Annotated in this window: 14 protein-coding genes; all 14 read left to right on the top strand. The window is 73.0% G+C overall.

Annotated features, from left to right (window positions below):
• Position 1: 1 nt before the first annotated feature.
• The 14 genes from ABD208_RS10975 to ABD208_RS10910 all read left to right on the top strand — a co-directional run bounded on the left by ABD208_RS10975 (position 2) and on the right by ABD208_RS10910 (position 15,385).
• Entirely contained in the window at positions 2 to 877 is an 876-nt protein-coding gene (locus tag ABD208_RS10975) for a CpaE/TadZ family protein (protein ID WP_344102585.1), read from the top strand.
• Positions 874 to 2,808: a TadA family conjugal transfer-associated ATPase gene (locus ABD208_RS10970; RefSeq protein WP_344102582.1), complete on the top strand. Its 1,935-nt coding sequence runs from the start codon at positions 874 to 876 to the stop codon at positions 2,806 to 2,808. The genes ABD208_RS10975 and ABD208_RS10970 overlap by 4 nt, the downstream gene beginning before the upstream one ends.
• Positions 2,805 to 3,704 (top strand): type II secretion system F family protein, encoded by a 900-nt coding sequence (locus ABD208_RS10965; RefSeq protein ID WP_344102580.1) that lies wholly within the window; start codon positions 2,805 to 2,807, stop codon positions 3,702 to 3,704. The genes ABD208_RS10970 and ABD208_RS10965 overlap by 4 nt, the downstream gene beginning before the upstream one ends.
• Positions 3,704 to 4,639 carry a hypothetical protein gene (locus ABD208_RS10960; protein WP_344102578.1) on the top strand — a complete coding sequence of 312 codons (936 nt, stop codon included), beginning with the start codon at positions 3,704 to 3,706 and terminating at the stop codon, positions 4,637 to 4,639. Before ABD208_RS10965 ends, ABD208_RS10960 begins: the two co-directional genes overlap by 1 nt.
• Before the next feature lie 203 nt (positions 4,640 to 4,842).
• Complete coding sequence (locus ABD208_RS10955; RefSeq protein ID WP_344102576.1) at positions 4,843 to 5,154, top strand: hypothetical protein; 312 nt, start codon at positions 4,843 to 4,845, stop codon at positions 5,152 to 5,154.
• Positions 5,151 to 5,588, top strand: coding sequence for a TadE/TadG family type IV pilus assembly protein (locus ABD208_RS10950; protein WP_344102574.1), 438 nt, complete (start codon positions 5,151 to 5,153; stop codon positions 5,586 to 5,588). The genes ABD208_RS10955 and ABD208_RS10950 overlap by 4 nt, the downstream gene beginning before the upstream one ends.
• On the top strand, positions 5,585 to 6,034 hold the full coding sequence (locus ABD208_RS10945; protein WP_344102572.1) for a TadE/TadG family type IV pilus assembly protein: 450 nt from the start codon (positions 5,585 to 5,587) through the stop codon (positions 6,032 to 6,034). The genes ABD208_RS10950 and ABD208_RS10945 overlap by 4 nt, the downstream gene beginning before the upstream one ends.
• 1 nt (position 6,035) lies before the next feature.
• A complete protein-coding gene (locus tag ABD208_RS10940) occupies positions 6,036 to 6,512 on the top strand; it encodes a pilus assembly protein TadG-related protein (protein WP_344102570.1) in 477 nt (158 codons plus the stop codon).
• A complete protein-coding gene (locus ABD208_RS10935) occupies positions 6,512 to 11,083 on the top strand; it encodes a LysM peptidoglycan-binding domain-containing protein (RefSeq protein WP_344102568.1) in 4,572 nt (1,523 codons plus the stop codon). Before ABD208_RS10940 ends, ABD208_RS10935 begins: the two co-directional genes overlap by 1 nt.
• Positions 11,084 to 11,387: 304 nt before the next feature.
• Positions 11,388 to 11,930: a DUF1016 N-terminal domain-containing protein gene (locus ABD208_RS10930; RefSeq protein ID WP_344102565.1), complete on the top strand. Its 543-nt coding sequence runs from the start codon at positions 11,388 to 11,390 to the stop codon at positions 11,928 to 11,930.
• Positions 11,927 to 12,436, top strand: a complete 510-nt coding sequence (locus ABD208_RS10925) for a DUF1016 N-terminal domain-containing protein (RefSeq protein ID WP_425561098.1) — start codon at positions 11,927 to 11,929, stop codon at positions 12,434 to 12,436. The genes ABD208_RS10930 and ABD208_RS10925 overlap by 4 nt, the downstream gene beginning before the upstream one ends.
• Positions 12,437 to 12,792: 356 nt before the next feature.
• Positions 12,793 to 13,557 (top strand): hypothetical protein, encoded by a 765-nt coding sequence (locus ABD208_RS10920; RefSeq protein WP_344102563.1) that lies wholly within the window; start codon positions 12,793 to 12,795, stop codon positions 13,555 to 13,557.
• Positions 13,558 to 13,754: 197 nt separating this feature from the next.
• Positions 13,755 to 14,426: a hypothetical protein gene (locus tag ABD208_RS10915; RefSeq protein WP_344102562.1), complete on the top strand. Its 672-nt coding sequence runs from the start codon at positions 13,755 to 13,757 to the stop codon at positions 14,424 to 14,426.
• A 497-nt stretch (positions 14,427 to 14,923) separates the two neighbouring features.
• Positions 14,924 to 15,385, top strand: coding sequence for a hypothetical protein (locus tag ABD208_RS10910; protein WP_344102560.1), 462 nt, complete (start codon positions 14,924 to 14,926; stop codon positions 15,383 to 15,385).
• Positions 15,386 to 15,463 lie beyond the last annotated feature (78 nt).

Raw genomic sequence — 15,463 nt, 5'->3', positions numbered from 1 at the left:
CGTGGCCCTCGTCGCACTCGCGAACGCGAAGGGCTCGCCGGGAACCACCACGACAGCGCTCGTGCTCGCGATCTCCTGGCCGCGGCCGGTCCTCCTCGTCGAGGCGGACCTGGCCGGGGGCTCGATCCTCGCGGGATATTTCCGGGGACAGCTCGCCCACGACCGCGGGCTCGGCAAGCTCGCCATCGCCCACAACCACGGTGAGCTCGAGACCTCGCTGTGGGACCAGACCCTCACGCTCGTCCAGCACAACCAGGACAAGAAACTGCTGCCGGGAATCGTGTCGCCGCACCTGGCGCCGTCCGTCGCGAACCTGTGGGGCGCGCTGGCGAACCAGCTCGTCGCCATGGAACGCGGGGGCATGGACGTGCTCGTGGACCTCGGCCGCATGAGCCCGGGCGGGCGCGACGACCGCGAGCCGCTCATCCGCCTGGCCGACCAGGTGCTCGTCACCACGGGCTCCCGGCTGCCGGACATCGCGGTGACCCGCGAACTGGTCAAGTCCCGCACGTCGGCGGTCGAGGCCGCCGCGCGGGACCTGACGAACCTCACCGCGCTGACGATCGGCCCCGGCCGGCCGTACGACGCGAGGGAGATCGCCCGGACGCTGGGCCTCGGCTCGGCGGGCTCGATCGCGTGGGACCCGCCGGGTGCCGAGGTGCTGTCGGTCGGGTCGCCGTCGGGCCGCAAGTGGACGTCGTCGGCCCTGGTCCGCAGCGCGGGTCCGGTGATCACCGCGATCCAGGAGCGCACGGCCGCGCGGCGCGAGCGCTTCTCGACCGGCGCGCCCGCGGGCGGCACGGGCCGGCCGGGTCCCGGGCAGCAGCCGGGTGCCGCGGCCCCGGGCCGCGTCGGCGCGTCGGGAGGGCGGCGATGAGCAATCCCACGGGCCTGGAGGGCCTGCCCATCTTCAACGACGACGGCGACCGGTCCGCGCAGGGGCGCGTCCCGCGTCGTCCGGTGCCCGACGACGGCGCCGCCCCGCGCCGTCCGGCGTCCGACGACGCCCCGCAGCGCCGGCCGCGCGACAACCGCGGCGCCACGGTCGGCGTGGTCCGCCCCGGCGGGCCTGCCGCGCCGGGCAGCCTGAGCGGCGCCGTCGGTGCGGTGGCCGCGGGCGGGGCGGCGCGCCGGCCGGCCCCCGCCGCCGCCCGCCCCGCCGAGATCCAGCCGGGCGAGCGCCGTCCCAACGCCGGTCCGTGGACCGGCGCCATCCCGGTGGCCCGCACGGTGGCGGAAGCGGAGGCCCCGGCTGGCGCCGACGCCCGTCTCGACGCCCAGGCCCTGGTGGACAGCCACGGCCCCGCCGCCCTTCCCGGTCACGTGGACCCCCGCGGCCCGGCGGACACCTGGGGCGGCGAATCCGCCGGCCCGGGTGCGGCCCCCGGCGACCCCGGTGGTGGCGCGGCCGCCTGGGTGGGCGCCGGCAACCGCGCCCCGCGCCCCGCCCGGGGCGTCCAGCGCCGCGGCATGCGCGACGCCGAGTTCTGGCGCCAGGTCAACAGCCTGCGCGGCGAGGTCTCCTCCCGGCTCACCAACGCGCTCGCGGCCCGGGAGCTCGACGAGGAGGAGCGCGAGGCCCTCGGCCAGGAGCTCATCCAGCAGGTGGTCCGCGACCACAACGACGCGATGCTGTCGGGCGGCGAGCGGCCGTGGACCCCCGAGTACCAGGTCGAGATCACCCGGGCGCTGTTCGACGCCCTGTTCCGCCTGGGCCGCCTGCAGCCGCTGATCGACACGCCCGACATCGAGAACATCGAGATCACGGGCACGCAGCCGGTCCTGCTGCTGATGGGCGACGGCCGCACCGTCTACACGGAGCCGATCGCCGACTCCGACGCCGAGCTGATCGACTTCCTGCAGTTCCTGGCCGCCCGCGACCCCGCGAACGAGCGCTCGTTCACGCGCGCCAACCCGTTCCTCAACCTGGACCTCCCGGGCCGCGTGCGTCTCGCGGCGGTCGGCTGGGTGGTGCCCAGCCCCCGCGTCACGATCCGTCTCCAGCGCCTGCAGTCGGTCGACCTGGGCGTCCTGCGCGAGAACGGCACGGTGGACACGGTCCTGGAGGAGTTCCTCTCGGCCGCGGTCCGCGCCCGCAAGTCCGTCGTCGTGTCCGGTCAGGGGCAGGGGTCCGGCAAGACCACGCTGCTCCGCTCGCTCTGCGCGGCGCTGGACCCCTGGGAGTCCGTCGCCACGATCGAGACGGACTACGAGCTCTACCTGCACCTCGAGCCCGAGAAGCACCGCCGCGTCGTCGCCCTGCGCACCCGCGAGGGCTCCGGCGAGATGAACACGTCGGGCCGCCGGGTCGGCGAGATCGACACGAACATCAACGTCTACGAGTCCCTGCGGCACAACATCTCCCGCGTCATCGTGGGTGAGGTCCGCGGCCCCGAGATCGTCTCGATGTTCCAGGCGATGCAGATGGGTAACGGCTCGCTGTCCACGGTGCACGCCGACGGCGCGCGCGACGTCGTCGAACGCCTCGTCGGCATGGCCGTCCAGGACAGCACCCTGTCGGAGACCTACGCGTACCGGCAGGTCGCGCAGTCGATCGACCTGATCGTGTTCCTGCGGGTCGACATCAACCCCGCCACCGGCCTGCGCACCCGGTACGTCTCCGAGATCATCGAGGTGACCCGCGGCGAGGCAGGCAACCCGGTGGCGATCACCGACGTCTTCCGGCCCGGGCGCCACGGCCGCGCGGTCCCCGCGCACTCGCCGTCGTTCCTGGAGGACCTGGAGCGCGCCGGCTTCGACATCAACCTGCTCAACTTCCCCGAGGGCCTGTGGGAGGTGCCGGAATGACCACCTTCATCGCGGTGCTCGCCGGCCTTTGCGTGGGGGTCGGGATCTGGTGCGTGATCGTCGGCACGCTGCGGCGCGACGAGAACCCGCGCCCGCGGCCGGCGTCGTCGGCGAGACCGTTCGAGGGCGTGCTGCGGCTGTTCGGGCTGGACGAGGGCGGGCCGCTCCACGAGAAGCGGCGCACCGTGCTGGTCAGCGCGGGGATCGGGCTCGTGGTCGGGATCTTCACGGGATGGTGGTCGCTGACCGTGATCGTGCCGGTCATGCTGGTCGGCCTGCCGGCCCTGTTCCGGACGACGACGACGTCGAGCGAGGTCGAGAAGCTCATCGACCTCACGGCCTGGGTGCGTTCGCTGATCGGCGTGCTGAGCGGCGGCGCGGTCGGGCTGGAGCAGGGGATCGCGGCGACGCTGCCGTCGGCGGCGCCGTCGGTGCGGCCGTCGCTGGCGCGGCTGGTCGCCCGGCTCGAGGCGCGTCAGCCCATCAAGCCCGCGCTGTACCGCTGGGCGGACGAGATGAACGACTACTCGTCGGACATGATCGCCTCCGCGCTGATCCTGGAGTCCGACAACCGCACCGGCGCCATCGCGCCCGCCCTCAAGCAGCTCGCCGAGTCGCTGTCGGCGCAGGCGCGCGCCCGCCGCGAGATCGAGACCGAGCGTTCGACGGGCCGCGCGACGGTCCGCTGGGTGACGATCGTGACCCTGGTCGTGCTGGGCGCCACCGCGATGACCGGCTATCTCGACGGCTACGCGTCGCCGTTCGGCCAGATCGTGGCGGTGGCGCTGTTCGCCGCGTACTGCGTCTGCCTGCTGTGGATGCGCCGCATCTCGATGGGGCAGCCGATCCCGCGGTTCCTGCCGGTCTCGCACGGACACCCGTCGGGAGGCTCCTGATGTTCTACGGCATCTGGCCGTCGGTGATCGCCGGCGCGGTCGCGGGGCTCGGGCTGTGGCTCGTCATCCGGGCGCTCGTCCCCGTGCAGCCCGGCCTGCAGTCCGCGCTCGACAGGCTCAGCGGCGACGACCGTCTCGAGACGATCGAGATCTCCGACGACGACGGCGCGGGGCGCAGCCGCACCGAACAGCTGACCCAGCGGTTCGGGGCCTGGGCGCAGCGGCGCCTGCCGGTGGCGCTGCTCGTGCGGGCCGGGCCGACCGCGGCGGATCTGGACCTCATCGGCAAGACCGCGACCGAGCACTACGGCGCGAAGGCGCTGGGGGCGGTGGTGGTGCTGATCGGCGTCCCGTTCATCGGGCTGATGGTGAACCTGATGCAGCTCGGGCTGCCCTTCGGCCTGCCGTTCGGGGCCGGGCTGCTCCTGGCCGTGGGCGCGTGGTTCCTCCCGGACCTCGAGGCGCGCGGCAAGGCGAAGAAGGCGCGGCAGGAGTTCACGCGCGCCGTCTCGACGTACCTGGAGCTGCTGGCGATCGAGCGGATCTCGGGTGCGGGGGCGACGCAGGCGACGTTCGCCGCCGCGCAGGTCGCGCACTCGTGGCCGTTCCGGCGGATCTCGGAGGCGCTGGAACGCGGGCGCTGGGAGGGCGAGCCGCCCTGGACGGCGCTGCGGGACCTCGGGCGCGAGGTCCAGGTGGACGCGCTGGGCGAGGTCGCGTCGATCGTGGAGCTCGCCGGGACGCAGGGGTCCGCGATCCACGACCAGCTCCAGTCCAAGGCCGCCGCGATGCGCGACGCGCAGCTCGACGTCGAGCAGCAGATCGCGCACGACGCCACGGTCCGGATGACGGTGCCCGGGACGATGACGGTGTTCGTCTACTTCCTCATGCTGATCTTCCCGATCGGCGTCACGATGTTCGAGCAGCTGCCGTGATTCCCCGGGCCGGCGGGCGGCCCCGCCACCGGCCGGCGGCGGGGCCGGGCGCCGTCTGACGTGACCGCCGTCGGCGAACATCCGGCGAAAGATCGTCGGCGGGACTTCCCAGCAGCGGAATTTCCGCGAAGACTCGTGTCGCACGTGTCACACGAACCCGACGTTGTCCATTTGTTGGTATCGAGAGCACCCCAGGAGTCGCCATGTCCACAGAGCAGCACCAGTCACGGCGAGGGTTCGGCGCCGCGGCGTCGGGCGTCGTCGTCCGAACCCACCTGCGCGGCGTCGCCGTGCGCGGCCTGATGGACCGCACCACGTCGCGCCTCACGGAGCGCACCGCCGAGCTGCGGGCGCGCCTCGACGCGCGCCGCCAGGGCCTGCCCGAGGACGCCGGCCTCGAGTCGATCGAGGTTGTCGTGCTGTCGGTGGTCGGCCTCGGCATCGCGGCCGGCCTCGGGCTGGCGATCAAGGGCCTCGTCGACAGCTACATGGCCGATCTGCATCGCGGCGGATGATGCGGGAGCGCACGCCTCGACCCGTCTCCCTGCGGGCACCGGCACGGCCGGTGGCCGACGGGGAGCGTGGCGTTGCCTCCATCCAGACGGTCATCGTGTATCCCGTGGTGCTCCTGCTCGTCTTCGCGATGGTGCAGGGCGTGCTCTACTTCCACGCGCAGAACATCGCGCGGTCGGTCGCGAACGGGGCGGTCCAGGCCGCCCGCCTCGAATCCGGCACCGAGGCGGCGGGCTACGCCGCCGCCGGCGACCGGCTCGACCGGGTACGTGACGCCTTCACGACCGTCGACGTCGTCGTGGAACGCGGCCCCGAGGTCGCGACCGCGACCGTGGTCGGCCTGGCGCCGTCACTGGTCCCCGGCTTCCGCGGGCTGCGCATCGAACAGACCGCCACCGGCCCGGTCGAGCGCTTCACCCCGGCGGTGGGCCCATGACCGGCATACCTGTGACGACGGCGCCCGGCCCGGGAGAACGGGGCAACATGGCGATCAACACCGCCGTGATCCTCCCGATGCTCCTGCTCATCGGCGCCCTGCTGATCATGGCCGGCCGCATGGTCCTGGCCCAGGGGGCGGTCCAGGCGGCGGCCAACGAGGCGGCGCGATCGGCGTCGATCAGCCGGACCGCCTCCACCGCGGAGGTCTCGGCGTCGCAGACGGCCGTCAGCACGCTCGAGAACTCGGGCGTCTTCTGCGCCTCGACCAAGGTCACGCCGCTGCTCGACGCGTTCCTCCTGCCGCTCGGCACGGTCGGCGAGGTGCGCATCGAGGTGCTCTGCACGGTGCCGCTGGCGGACCTGGGCCTGCCCGGTGCGCCCGGTGCGGTCGAGATGACCGCGACCGGCACGAGCGTCCTGGACGCCTACCGAGGAAGGTCCTGACATGAGCCTCCCTGCCCTGATTGCACCGGGCGGCGCCCCGCGGACGTCGCGCGGGCGGCGCCGCCCCGCGGCGGAGCGCGGGGAGGTCAACATCCTCGTGGCCGGGCTGGTTCCCGCCCTGATCATCGCCATCGGGCTGGTGGTCGACGGCGGCGGGCAGCTCCAGGCCGCGGACGAGGCGCAGTACGCCGCCGAGCAGGCCGCGCGCGCCGGCGCCCAGGAGCAGGACAACCGGGCCGCGCAGTACGGCCTCCCGCCGGCGCTGGTCCCGGAGGCGGCAGCGGCGGCCGCCGAGGCCCACCTGGCCGCGGCGGGCGTGACCGGCCGGGTCGACTACGTCGAGGGCGCCACCATCGGCGTCAGCACGACGGTCACCCACGAGACGAAGTTCCTTGCCCTGATCGGCATCAGCTCACTGTCCGCTGAGGGATCAGCCGACGCCCGGGCCGTGCGCGGCATCACCGAGGAGGGATCCTGATGAGCACCTCGACCGAACGCAAGGCAACGGCACCATCCGCCACATCCTCCGGCGGGGCACCAGGCACCGGCGCCGCGGACGCGTCCGGGAGCACGGCGGGGCGCATCCTGCGCGGCCTGTCCGCGGCGCTCCTGCTCGTGGTGCTCGTCGTCGGGATCCCCATCGGTTTGTGGACCTTCGGCGTGATGCCGCTCGGCGGCGATCTGTCGTGGGAGAAGTTCCTCTCGGTGATGTCCGCACCGGACGTCACCGGCGAGGTGTTCCTCAGCCTGATGACCGTGGTGGGCTGGCTCGCGTGGGCGACGTTCGCGGTCGCCGTCGTGGTCGAGCTGGTCTCGGCGCTGCGCGGGGTGCGGGCGCCGCACCTGGCGGGCCTCGGGCTGCAGCAGCGGGTCGCGGCGGCGCTGGTCGGCGCGGTCGTGGCGATGGCGCTGAGCACGCCGGGCGCGGGCGAGGCGGCCGCCGCGGGCCAGGCCGTGGATCCGGTCGACGGCCAGGGCACGGACCCGGCCGCGACGAGCGTGCTGGAATCCGTGCCGGGCGGTGCCGCGTCGCCGGGGGCGACGGCGTCGCCGGCGGGCGGGTCGTCGTCGGCTCCGACGTCGCCGGGTACGCCGGACGGCACGACGACGTCGCCGGACGGCGAACGCCGGGGCACCCCCGCGACCGGCCGCTCCGGCCCGGCCGGGGCAGGTGGCGGCCCGAGCGGGACCGCGACGACCACCTCGGCGGGAGCCGACACCCGGGGGAGCGCGCTCACCGGGAACAGCACCGCCGGCTCGGCGGAGGCCGGCGCGGAGAGCGGCGCGAGCCGGTCCACGCGCACCCGTGCCGACGCCAAGGCGGACCGCGTGCGGCAGGCGGCGTCGGACACGAACAAGTCCTACGACGTGATGCCCGGCGACTCGCTGTGGCGGATCGCGCAGGCGACGCTCGGGGACGGGACGCGGTTCAAGGAGATCGCCCACCTCAACTACGGCGTGCCGCAGCCCGACGGCCAGTCGCTCGACGGGTCGCACTGGGTGCGGCCGGGATGGGTGCTGACGCTGCCCGACGACGCGTCGGGGCCCGGCGTGGTCGAGCGTGCCGCGGCCGACGTCGCCGCTCCCGGCGGCCCGGAGCACGACGTGACGGTCGTCCCGGGCGACACGCTGTGGGAGATCGCCGAGGACGAGCTCGGCGACGGTACGCGCTACCCCGAGCTGTACGAGGCCACGAAGAGCACGACGCAGCCGGACGGGCGCCGCCTCACCGACCCGGACCTCATCCACCCGGGCTGGGAGGTGACGGTCCCGGGCGCGGAGGCGCCGTCGGCCGGCGACCAGGGATCCGACGACGCCGCGGGCTCGCGGCCGGCTCCCGGTGGCGACGGCAAGGAATCCGGCGCTCCCGGCGGCGACGCGGGGGACGACGACGCGGCCGGCGCCGAGGCGCCCGGCGGCGAGAGCCCGGCCGAGCCGGGGAACGACGCGAGCGGCACCGCCGCGCCGGACGACACCGCGACCGACGTCCCGACCGAAGCTCCGGCCGAGGCCCCCTCCGAGGTGCCTTCCGCGGAACCCACGGGCTCGGGCGACGAACCGTCCGCCGGGCCGAGCGACGAGCCGGCGTCGGGCGGCACCCCGCCCGGGGACGCGGTCGAGGACACTCCCGACGGAGGCCCGTCGGACGAGCTCCCGGCCGAGCAGCCCGGCGACCGGGCCCCCGAACGGACGGCGGGTGACCGCGTCGAGAAGGACGCGGACCCGGCTCCGGCGGAACCGGCACAGCCACCCGCCGAGGAGCAGTCCGCCCCGATAACGCGCGGCGCCCAGCGCGCGGAGAAGCCCGAGAGCGACACCCCGGCGGGTACCGCGACCGAGGCGCCGGACGACACGCCGGCCCCCGGCACCCCGCTGGACCCGGTCGAGGAGTCGGACACGCAGACGCCCGACATCGACGAGTCGGCCCCGCCCGCGATCGACGGCGGCGGTCCCGCCACCGACGGCGGCAGCTCCGGCCCGTCCATGCCCGACGACCCGACCGAGTCCGCCGACGCCCCCACCGGCTCCTACCAGGAGGTCGGCCCGGCCGACCTGGCGGACGAGGGCACGGCGACCGAGGCCGCCGAGGAGGTCCCGGCAGGCGGGGCCGCCTCCGCCGAGGGCGCCGTCTCGGCGGAGGGCGCGGCCCGCCCGGACGCCGTCGTCCCCGGGACACCCACCGCGGAGCCGACGGCTCCCGCCGTCAGCGCCGCGCTGACCGACGCCGATCTCTCCGACGAACTGCTCGAGGCGTTCGACGTGCGCACCGCCGCCGGGATCGGCGGCCTGCTCGCCGCCGGCATCCTCGCGCTGCTCGCCGGCCGCCGCGACCGGGCGCGCCGCCGCCGCAAGCCGGGCGAGCGGATCGGGATGCCCGACCCGGGCTCGCCGTCGGCCCTCCTCGAGACGGACCTGCGGGCCGTCGCCGACGAGCTCGGCCGCGCCCAGGTCGACATCGCGCTGCGCACCCTCGCGGGCTGGCACCGCGAACGCGGGCTCGCCCTGCCGGGCGTGCGCGTCGCGCGGCTCAAGGCCGGTGAGTTCGTGGAGCTCTACCTAGACCGCGCCGCCGAGCTCCCGGCCCCGTGGATCAGCACCACGGACCGCTACGTCTGGCAGCTGCCCGCGGGCGAGAACCCCGCCGTGGCCAGCGACAGAGCCACCCCGGAACTCATGGAGTCGCCCTACCCGTCGCTCGTCACCCTCGGGCACGACGACGAGAACGCGCACCTCATGGTCGACCTGGAGAACATCGGCTGCCTCGACATCCGCGGCACCGACGAGGACGCCCAGGCCACGCTCGCGGCGCTCGCCGTCGAGCTCGCGACGTCCCTGTGGGCGGACGACCTGCAGGTCACCGTGGTGGGCGCGCTCAGCGAGCTGCCCGGCGTGTGCAACACCGGCCGCATCCGGCACGTGCCGTCGGTCGCGGGCATCGTCCGCGAGCTGGAGGCCCGCGCCGCCGACGTCGACCGGACGCTCGCGCAGGTCGGCGCCGCGAACCTGGCCGAGGCCCGCGGCCGTGGGCTCGCGATGGACGCGTGGACGCCCGAGATCCTCCTGGTCGGCGAGGCGCTCGCGGGCGCCGAGCGCTCACGGCTGGAGAGCCTGGTCGAGCGGGTGCCGGGCGTCGGGATCGCGGCGGTGACGTCGCGCGCGGAGATCGGCGAGTGGATGCTCGACCTGACCGGCGAGCTCACCGGCGGCGACACGTCGCGTGGCGTGCTGGTCCCCGCCTACATCGCCGTCCGCCCGCAGCAGCTCGACGCCGAGACCTATCTCCAGGCGCTCGAGCTCCTCGGCGACCCGGAGCCGGTCGCCGGGCCGGAGTGGGCCCGCAACATCCCGGCCGCCGAGCCGGAACTCATCGAGCCGGCCTTGCTGCCGGACTTCAATCAGATCTCCGGCACCAGCACCACCACACAAGCGGTCGAAGCAGGGGATGTCGTGGAAGCTCCGCTGGGAGAGAAGGTCGCGGTCGAGGTCGGCGCCGGTGTCGGCGGGCCCGCCGCACTGCGGGCGCCGTCGGGGTCCGCGGGAGCGTCGGTCGATCTGGTCGGTGAGCCGACGACGGCGCCCGCGCCCGGCGGGCCCGCGGGCCCGGCCGGCCCGGGTGCCCCGGGTTCCCCGGGTGGCGGCCGGGGCTGGGACGACGAGGGCTCCAACCCGTGGGTGGTCGCGCTCGACGAGGGATCGTCCGGCGACGGCCCCGGATCCGACCCGGCCCTGGCCGCCGTCGTCGACGAGGCGCTGGAGGCTCCCGAGGAACCGCAGCCCGCGGCGACGCCCGTCGTGCGCGTGCTGGGCACGGTCGAGCTGGCCGGCTGCGCCGGCGTCGAGCTGCCCGCGAGCCACCAGCGGCAGGCCATGGAGCTCGTCGCGTACCTGGCGTTCAACCCGGGGGCCCGGGGCTCGGACATCTCGCGGGCGCTGTGGCCGTCGCGCGACCCGAACCTGGCCACGCGCCGCAGCGCGGTGTCGCGGGCGCGGCGCTGGCTCGGCACGGACGCCTACGGCTTCGAGTACCTGCCGCGGTACTGGTCCACCGACGACGGATCGCAGGTGGACCAGGAGAAGGCCGGCTACCGGCTGCGCGGCGTGACGACGGACTGGGACCAGTTCAACGAGCTGGTCGGCCCGGACATCACGACGACGCCGCTGGCGGACCTGCGCCGGGCGCTGGAGCTGGTGCGGGGGGTGCCGTTCCAGGACACCCCGGCGCGCAAGTACGTCTGGGCCGAGGTGCTGATGCAGGACATGGCGGCGGGTGTGGTCGACGTCGCCCACGAGGTGTCGCGCCGGGCGCTCGCCGAGGGCGACCTCGCGACCGCCCGCGAGGCCTCCCGCGTGGGCCGCATCGCCGACCCGGCGGACGAGCGCTCGTGGCGCAACTCGATCCGCACGGAGTACGCGAGCGGCCGGATGGACGCGGCCGGCCGCCTCATCGACCGCCTCCGGGACCACCTCGAACAGCTCGACATGGAACCGGAACCCGAGACGGAAGACCTCATCAACGAGATCGACGCGGCCAACCGGCACCGTTCCTGAGGTTTTCCCGCAGATCACGAGCAGCGTCGCGCACCAGCGATGCACCGCCGCAGCGGTGCTCGCCGTGCGCGGCGCTGTCGGCTTTTTCCGGCCGGAATCCGCGAACAATGTTGCGGATCGGTACTTTCGCTGCATGCCGGGCGGACTGGTATCAGGATGGTCCCGTGAGCCGGCGTACGCTCACAGCCGAACCTCCATGTCACAGAGTTAGCCACTCGACCAGAGCAGCGTTACCTAGCGGCAGTCAACGTTGCGGATCGGTACTTAGGATGCGAGCTGGCTAGATTGCTATCAGTATGGAGGTATGACGCTGACGACGACCCGTCCGGCCACCCAGGAGCCCGTGGGATACCAGGAGTTCTACGACAACCTCCGCAACCGACTGCGCGACAGCCGCCACCGCGCGGCCCAGGCCATGAACCTCGAGCTGCTGATGGTCTACTGGCGCACCGGCGCCGACCTGATCGAGCGCGAGGGCAGGACGGGCTGGGGCACGAAGGCCGCCCGCCGCATCTCGCAGGACGTCCACCGGGACTTCACCGCCAAGGGCTGGGCCGTCGAGGACATCGTGCGGATGCGGCAGTTCGCGGAGTCCTGGCCGGATCCGGGCGCGATCGCCGACGGCGACGTCGGGAAGCTGCCGTGGCAGCACGTCGGCGTCCTGCTCGACCTGCTCGACTGCCGGGAGGCGCGGGAGCGGTTCGCGGAGAAGGCCGTCAGGAACGGCTGGTCGGTGACGACGCTCGTGCACGCGATCGAGCAGGAGCCGCGCGGAAGGCTGACGGAATGCCTGCTCATGCGGCGCGAGGGGAAGAACCTGGAGGACGACGAGGGGAACCTCGAGTGAGCAGGATGCCGGTCAGGCACGTCCGGCGCCGGGCCGGCCGCGACGGCAGCCCGGTGCCGGCCGGGTACGACGAGTTCTGCGCGGATCTGCGGACCCGGGTCCAGGAGACCCGCGAGCGGGCCGCGCGGCAGGTCAACGCCGAGATGATCCGGCTCTACTGGCAGGCCGGGCGCGACGTGCTCGTCCGAAAGCGCGAGCACGGGTGGAGCCCCCGGGAAACGGAACGCGTCGCCGCCAGGGTCCGCCGCGAGCTGGAGCCCTTGGAACGCCTGGCCAGGCAGCTCGTGGAAGACCTCACGACGGCGGCCCTGCCCGTCGACAGCACCCGCGTCGCCGAGGTGATCCACGAACTGAGGGCCATCCAGGCCACCTTCGACGGCGCCACGGCCGACACCACCCCCGACGGGCTCCGCCTGAGCGGCTTCCACGCCTACGACCACTGCGTCCGAGAACTCCTGGACGCCCTGGAACCACCGACGAAGGACCACGATGCCCAGGGCCCCTGAGAACCACGCCTGGGACGAGTCTCTGCAGGAGGCCGGCGTTCCGCCGGATGGCCCCGCCAAAGGGTATACGCCAAGATACTATTACCGGAGATAGTATCTTCGGCGATACTCTTCGGGGCCGTTCTTCTTTCAGAAGCGCCTTTGTCGACCGAGCCAAACAATGAGACGCTCCACCGCGTCCTGGAGACCGTGCGGCGCGACGAGCCGACGTGGCTCGGCCGGGCGGTCGAACCCGTGATCGGGTGCCGGTCGTGAAACCGGTGGGGCCGTATCCGTGGGTCGGCTGCCGTTGCCATGGTGCCTGTGCCAGGCTTGATGCATCGAGATGCCCGGTACGTGACCGCGGAAGGTAGTCCGTGAAGGATGACGAGCGCACCGCCCTGAGAGAGCCCGCTTCGGCGCAGCCCGCAGCAGAGCACTCACCTGCACCACTCCGCCCGGCACGCCGCCGGATCCGCGACGTCGTCGCCTCCGGCGAGGTGATCGCCGCTCTGATCGTCGGCGCGCTCACCGTGGCGTCGACGATCGCGGGCGCCGTCGCCACGAACTGGCTCGAGGTCCGCCAGACGGTCACCGAGAAGTCGTCGAGCGAGTTGTCCGACGACGTCGACCGCCTCCAGCGGCAGTTGGCCGCGTCCGAGGACGAGGCAGACGCGCTGCGCGGCCAGGTCGCTGTGCTCGAGGAGGAGAACGCCCGGCTCGGCGCCGGTTCGGAGGTACCTGCAGACGCGTCGTCGGACACGACGGTTCCATCGGCCTCCACCGGCGTGCTCCGCGAGGAGAGCGCGGTCGGGATCGCCCCCGGATACTGCCTGGACCTGGACAGCGGCGCAGCGGACTGGGGACTCAGCAGCGACGCGAGCGAGCTCTACTACGCGCTCGACGGCCAGGACCTCTGCTTCCGCGACGATCTTCTGGAACTGCATTCGATGACGGTGGTCGACGCCGAGCCGATGAAGTCCGACTGCGAGTCCGAGACGCTCGTCGTCGACTCGATCGCGAGCCGTGACCTCCGGGGCGGCCAATGGGTCTGCGGCGTGACCGACCAGGGCGGCATCACTGCCGTCTTCGCCGAGGCAACCGACGACAACCTCACCCTGCACCTCCGCGTCTGGCAGTAGCCGCTCGGCTGAGGTCATGCGCCGGTTGCGCCGGTGGCAAGATGTTGTGAAGTGTGACCCGCTGGGTATTGCCCCGACTTCGGTCGGACATCCATCCTGGTAGGCGGTGTTCGGTTGGCGCATCTGCGCACCGGTTGGACACTGGAAGCAGGAAACGAGCGACATGCCGCCCGATCCCCAAGCCGGAGGCCACGTACATGGCGAACATCCTCAGTACCCCGTTGCGCATCGGCGCGGCGGTGCTGGTCGTGCTCGCGATCGTCGCGGCCGGGATCGTGGTGCTCTACGGCCCGGAGGACGGCCGCTGGGGCATCCAGGGCGCCCTCGGCGCAGGCCCGGACCCCTCGGTCTCCCGGTCCGTCTCCCCGAGTGCTTCGCCGACGACGCCGGACGCCGCCTCCCCGTCGCCCTCGGCCTCGAGGTCGATGTCCCTCAAGGAGAAGAACATCGCCGAGGCGAAGGAGCGGCTGGTCGAGTACTACGCGACGACGGCCGAGGTCGCCAACGACGGCTACCGCGACTGGGAACGCAAGCTCTACCCCTTCTGGGGAAAACTGTCGGTGGGAGCCGCGAAGGGCGAGGCCTACCAGCTCGCCAAGCAGAGCGGGAACCGCACCGAGGGTGCGGCTGAGGTCGTGTCCATGGACGCGACCGATTATCGTCCGTTCGAACCTGGATCTGAGGAAGTCGAGCTCACGGCGTGCATCGACTTCAACAATGTCAAGACCTTTGACAGTAAAGGAAAGATGATTCCGCGGGACGCCTCAATCCCGCTCCAATACATGTTCATTTATGAAATGCGCAACCAGGGTGAGGGCAACGACTGGGCTGTGCTTTCGGAGGAGCCGAATCGGGAGCGGGAATGCTGAGACGGATCGTTGGGGCGCTGCTCGGCGTTGCGCTGCTTATTGGCGGACCAGCCGCGTCAGTGCAAGCGGCCGAAGGGGACTGCACGGAGGTCCCGATGCCCGACGGCTCTTTCTTCCTCGACTGCGATGGGCCGGGCGGTCCAGGCGGTGGCGAAGGTGGCGGTGGTGGGGGTGAAGGCGGGGGTGGTGGTAATCCAACCTGCACGTTTCAGGGAGAAGAAGTCCCCTGCTCGACGGAGTTCGGATCGTGGGATGGTATCGGCAGCTATGTTCGTGTTGCGAGCCCGCAGCCGCCGCCGGATTCGAGTTACTGGGAGGGCCACGAGCCAGGCGACGGTGTCATCGTCGAGGTAACGCCATATGCCTGTGCTATCGCTGGGGGAACCGGCCCAGCGTGCGCGGACCAGCACCTCGAGTGGGCTCCCGACGCACCTGCCGCCCCCCAGGTCTCGGCGCAGGAACTGGCCGACCGCGCCTTCGCCCAGATGAATCTCTCCATGGGAAACATCGGCACCACACCGCCGTCGTTGTCCACGAACCCCGATGCGATGGGCCAGCTCGGCCTGCCGATCTGGCTCTGGGTGACGGACCGGAACGAGAACACGGTCGGTCCGAACGACAAGGAGGCGGAGGCGGGCAACCTCCGCGTCGTCGTCTCCGCGCGTCTGGACCGCACCGAGTGGCGCGTCAGCCGCGACGGCCAGGACGTGGCGATGACCACCTGCCGCGGCACCAACGCCGGCGGCACCCCCTACGACGGCCGCGACCCCGAGCTCCCGCCCCCCTGCGGTTTCCCGGCCGGCTTCAACACGAACGTCGGCACCCTGACGATCACGGCCACGGCGCACTGGGTCGTCAACTGGACCGCCACCAACGGCGAGCAGGGCACGATCCCGGTGACCCCGCCCTCCAGCACCACGCAGATCCGCATCGGCGAGACCCAGGCCATCCTCGACTGAGCCCCGCACGGGAACCCACGAGCGGCCGCGATGTGTCGCAATGGCCGGTTCGCCACGGCGACACATCGCGGCCCGCGG

The sequence above is a fragment of the Myceligenerans crystallogenes genome, assembly GCF_039529775.1.
Lineage (GTDB): Bacteria > Actinomycetota > Actinomycetes > Actinomycetales > Cellulomonadaceae > Myceligenerans > Myceligenerans crystallogenes.
The sequence above is the reverse complement of the archived record's forward strand: the minus strand, read 5'-3'. Positions and strand labels throughout refer to the sequence as shown.

Coding starts and splice junctions, on each gene's coding strand:
- ABD208_RS10950 (WP_344102574.1), top strand. CDS start 5,151: ATGATGCGGGAGCGCACGCCTCGACCCGTCTCCCTGCGGGCACCGGCA.
- ABD208_RS10910 (WP_344102560.1), top strand. CDS start 14,924: ATGGGAAACATCGGCACCACACCGCCGTCGTTGTCCACGAACCCCGAT.
- ABD208_RS10915 (WP_344102562.1), top strand. CDS start 13,755: ATGGCGAACATCCTCAGTACCCCGTTGCGCATCGGCGCGGCGGTGCTG.
- ABD208_RS10945 (WP_344102572.1), top strand. CDS start 5,585: ATGACCGGCATACCTGTGACGACGGCGCCCGGCCCGGGAGAACGGGGC.
- ABD208_RS10940 (WP_344102570.1), top strand. CDS start 6,036: ATGAGCCTCCCTGCCCTGATTGCACCGGGCGGCGCCCCGCGGACGTCG.
- ABD208_RS10935 (WP_344102568.1), top strand. CDS start 6,512: ATGAGCACCTCGACCGAACGCAAGGCAACGGCACCATCCGCCACATCC.
- ABD208_RS10955 (WP_344102576.1), top strand. CDS start 4,843: ATGTCCACAGAGCAGCACCAGTCACGGCGAGGGTTCGGCGCCGCGGCG.
- ABD208_RS10965 (WP_344102580.1), top strand. CDS start 2,805: ATGACCACCTTCATCGCGGTGCTCGCCGGCCTTTGCGTGGGGGTCGGG.
- ABD208_RS10960 (WP_344102578.1), top strand. CDS start 3,704: ATGTTCTACGGCATCTGGCCGTCGGTGATCGCCGGCGCGGTCGCGGGG.
- ABD208_RS10930 (WP_344102565.1), top strand. CDS start 11,388: ATGACGCTGACGACGACCCGTCCGGCCACCCAGGAGCCCGTGGGATAC.
- ABD208_RS10970 (WP_344102582.1), top strand. CDS start 874: ATGAGCAATCCCACGGGCCTGGAGGGCCTGCCCATCTTCAACGACGAC.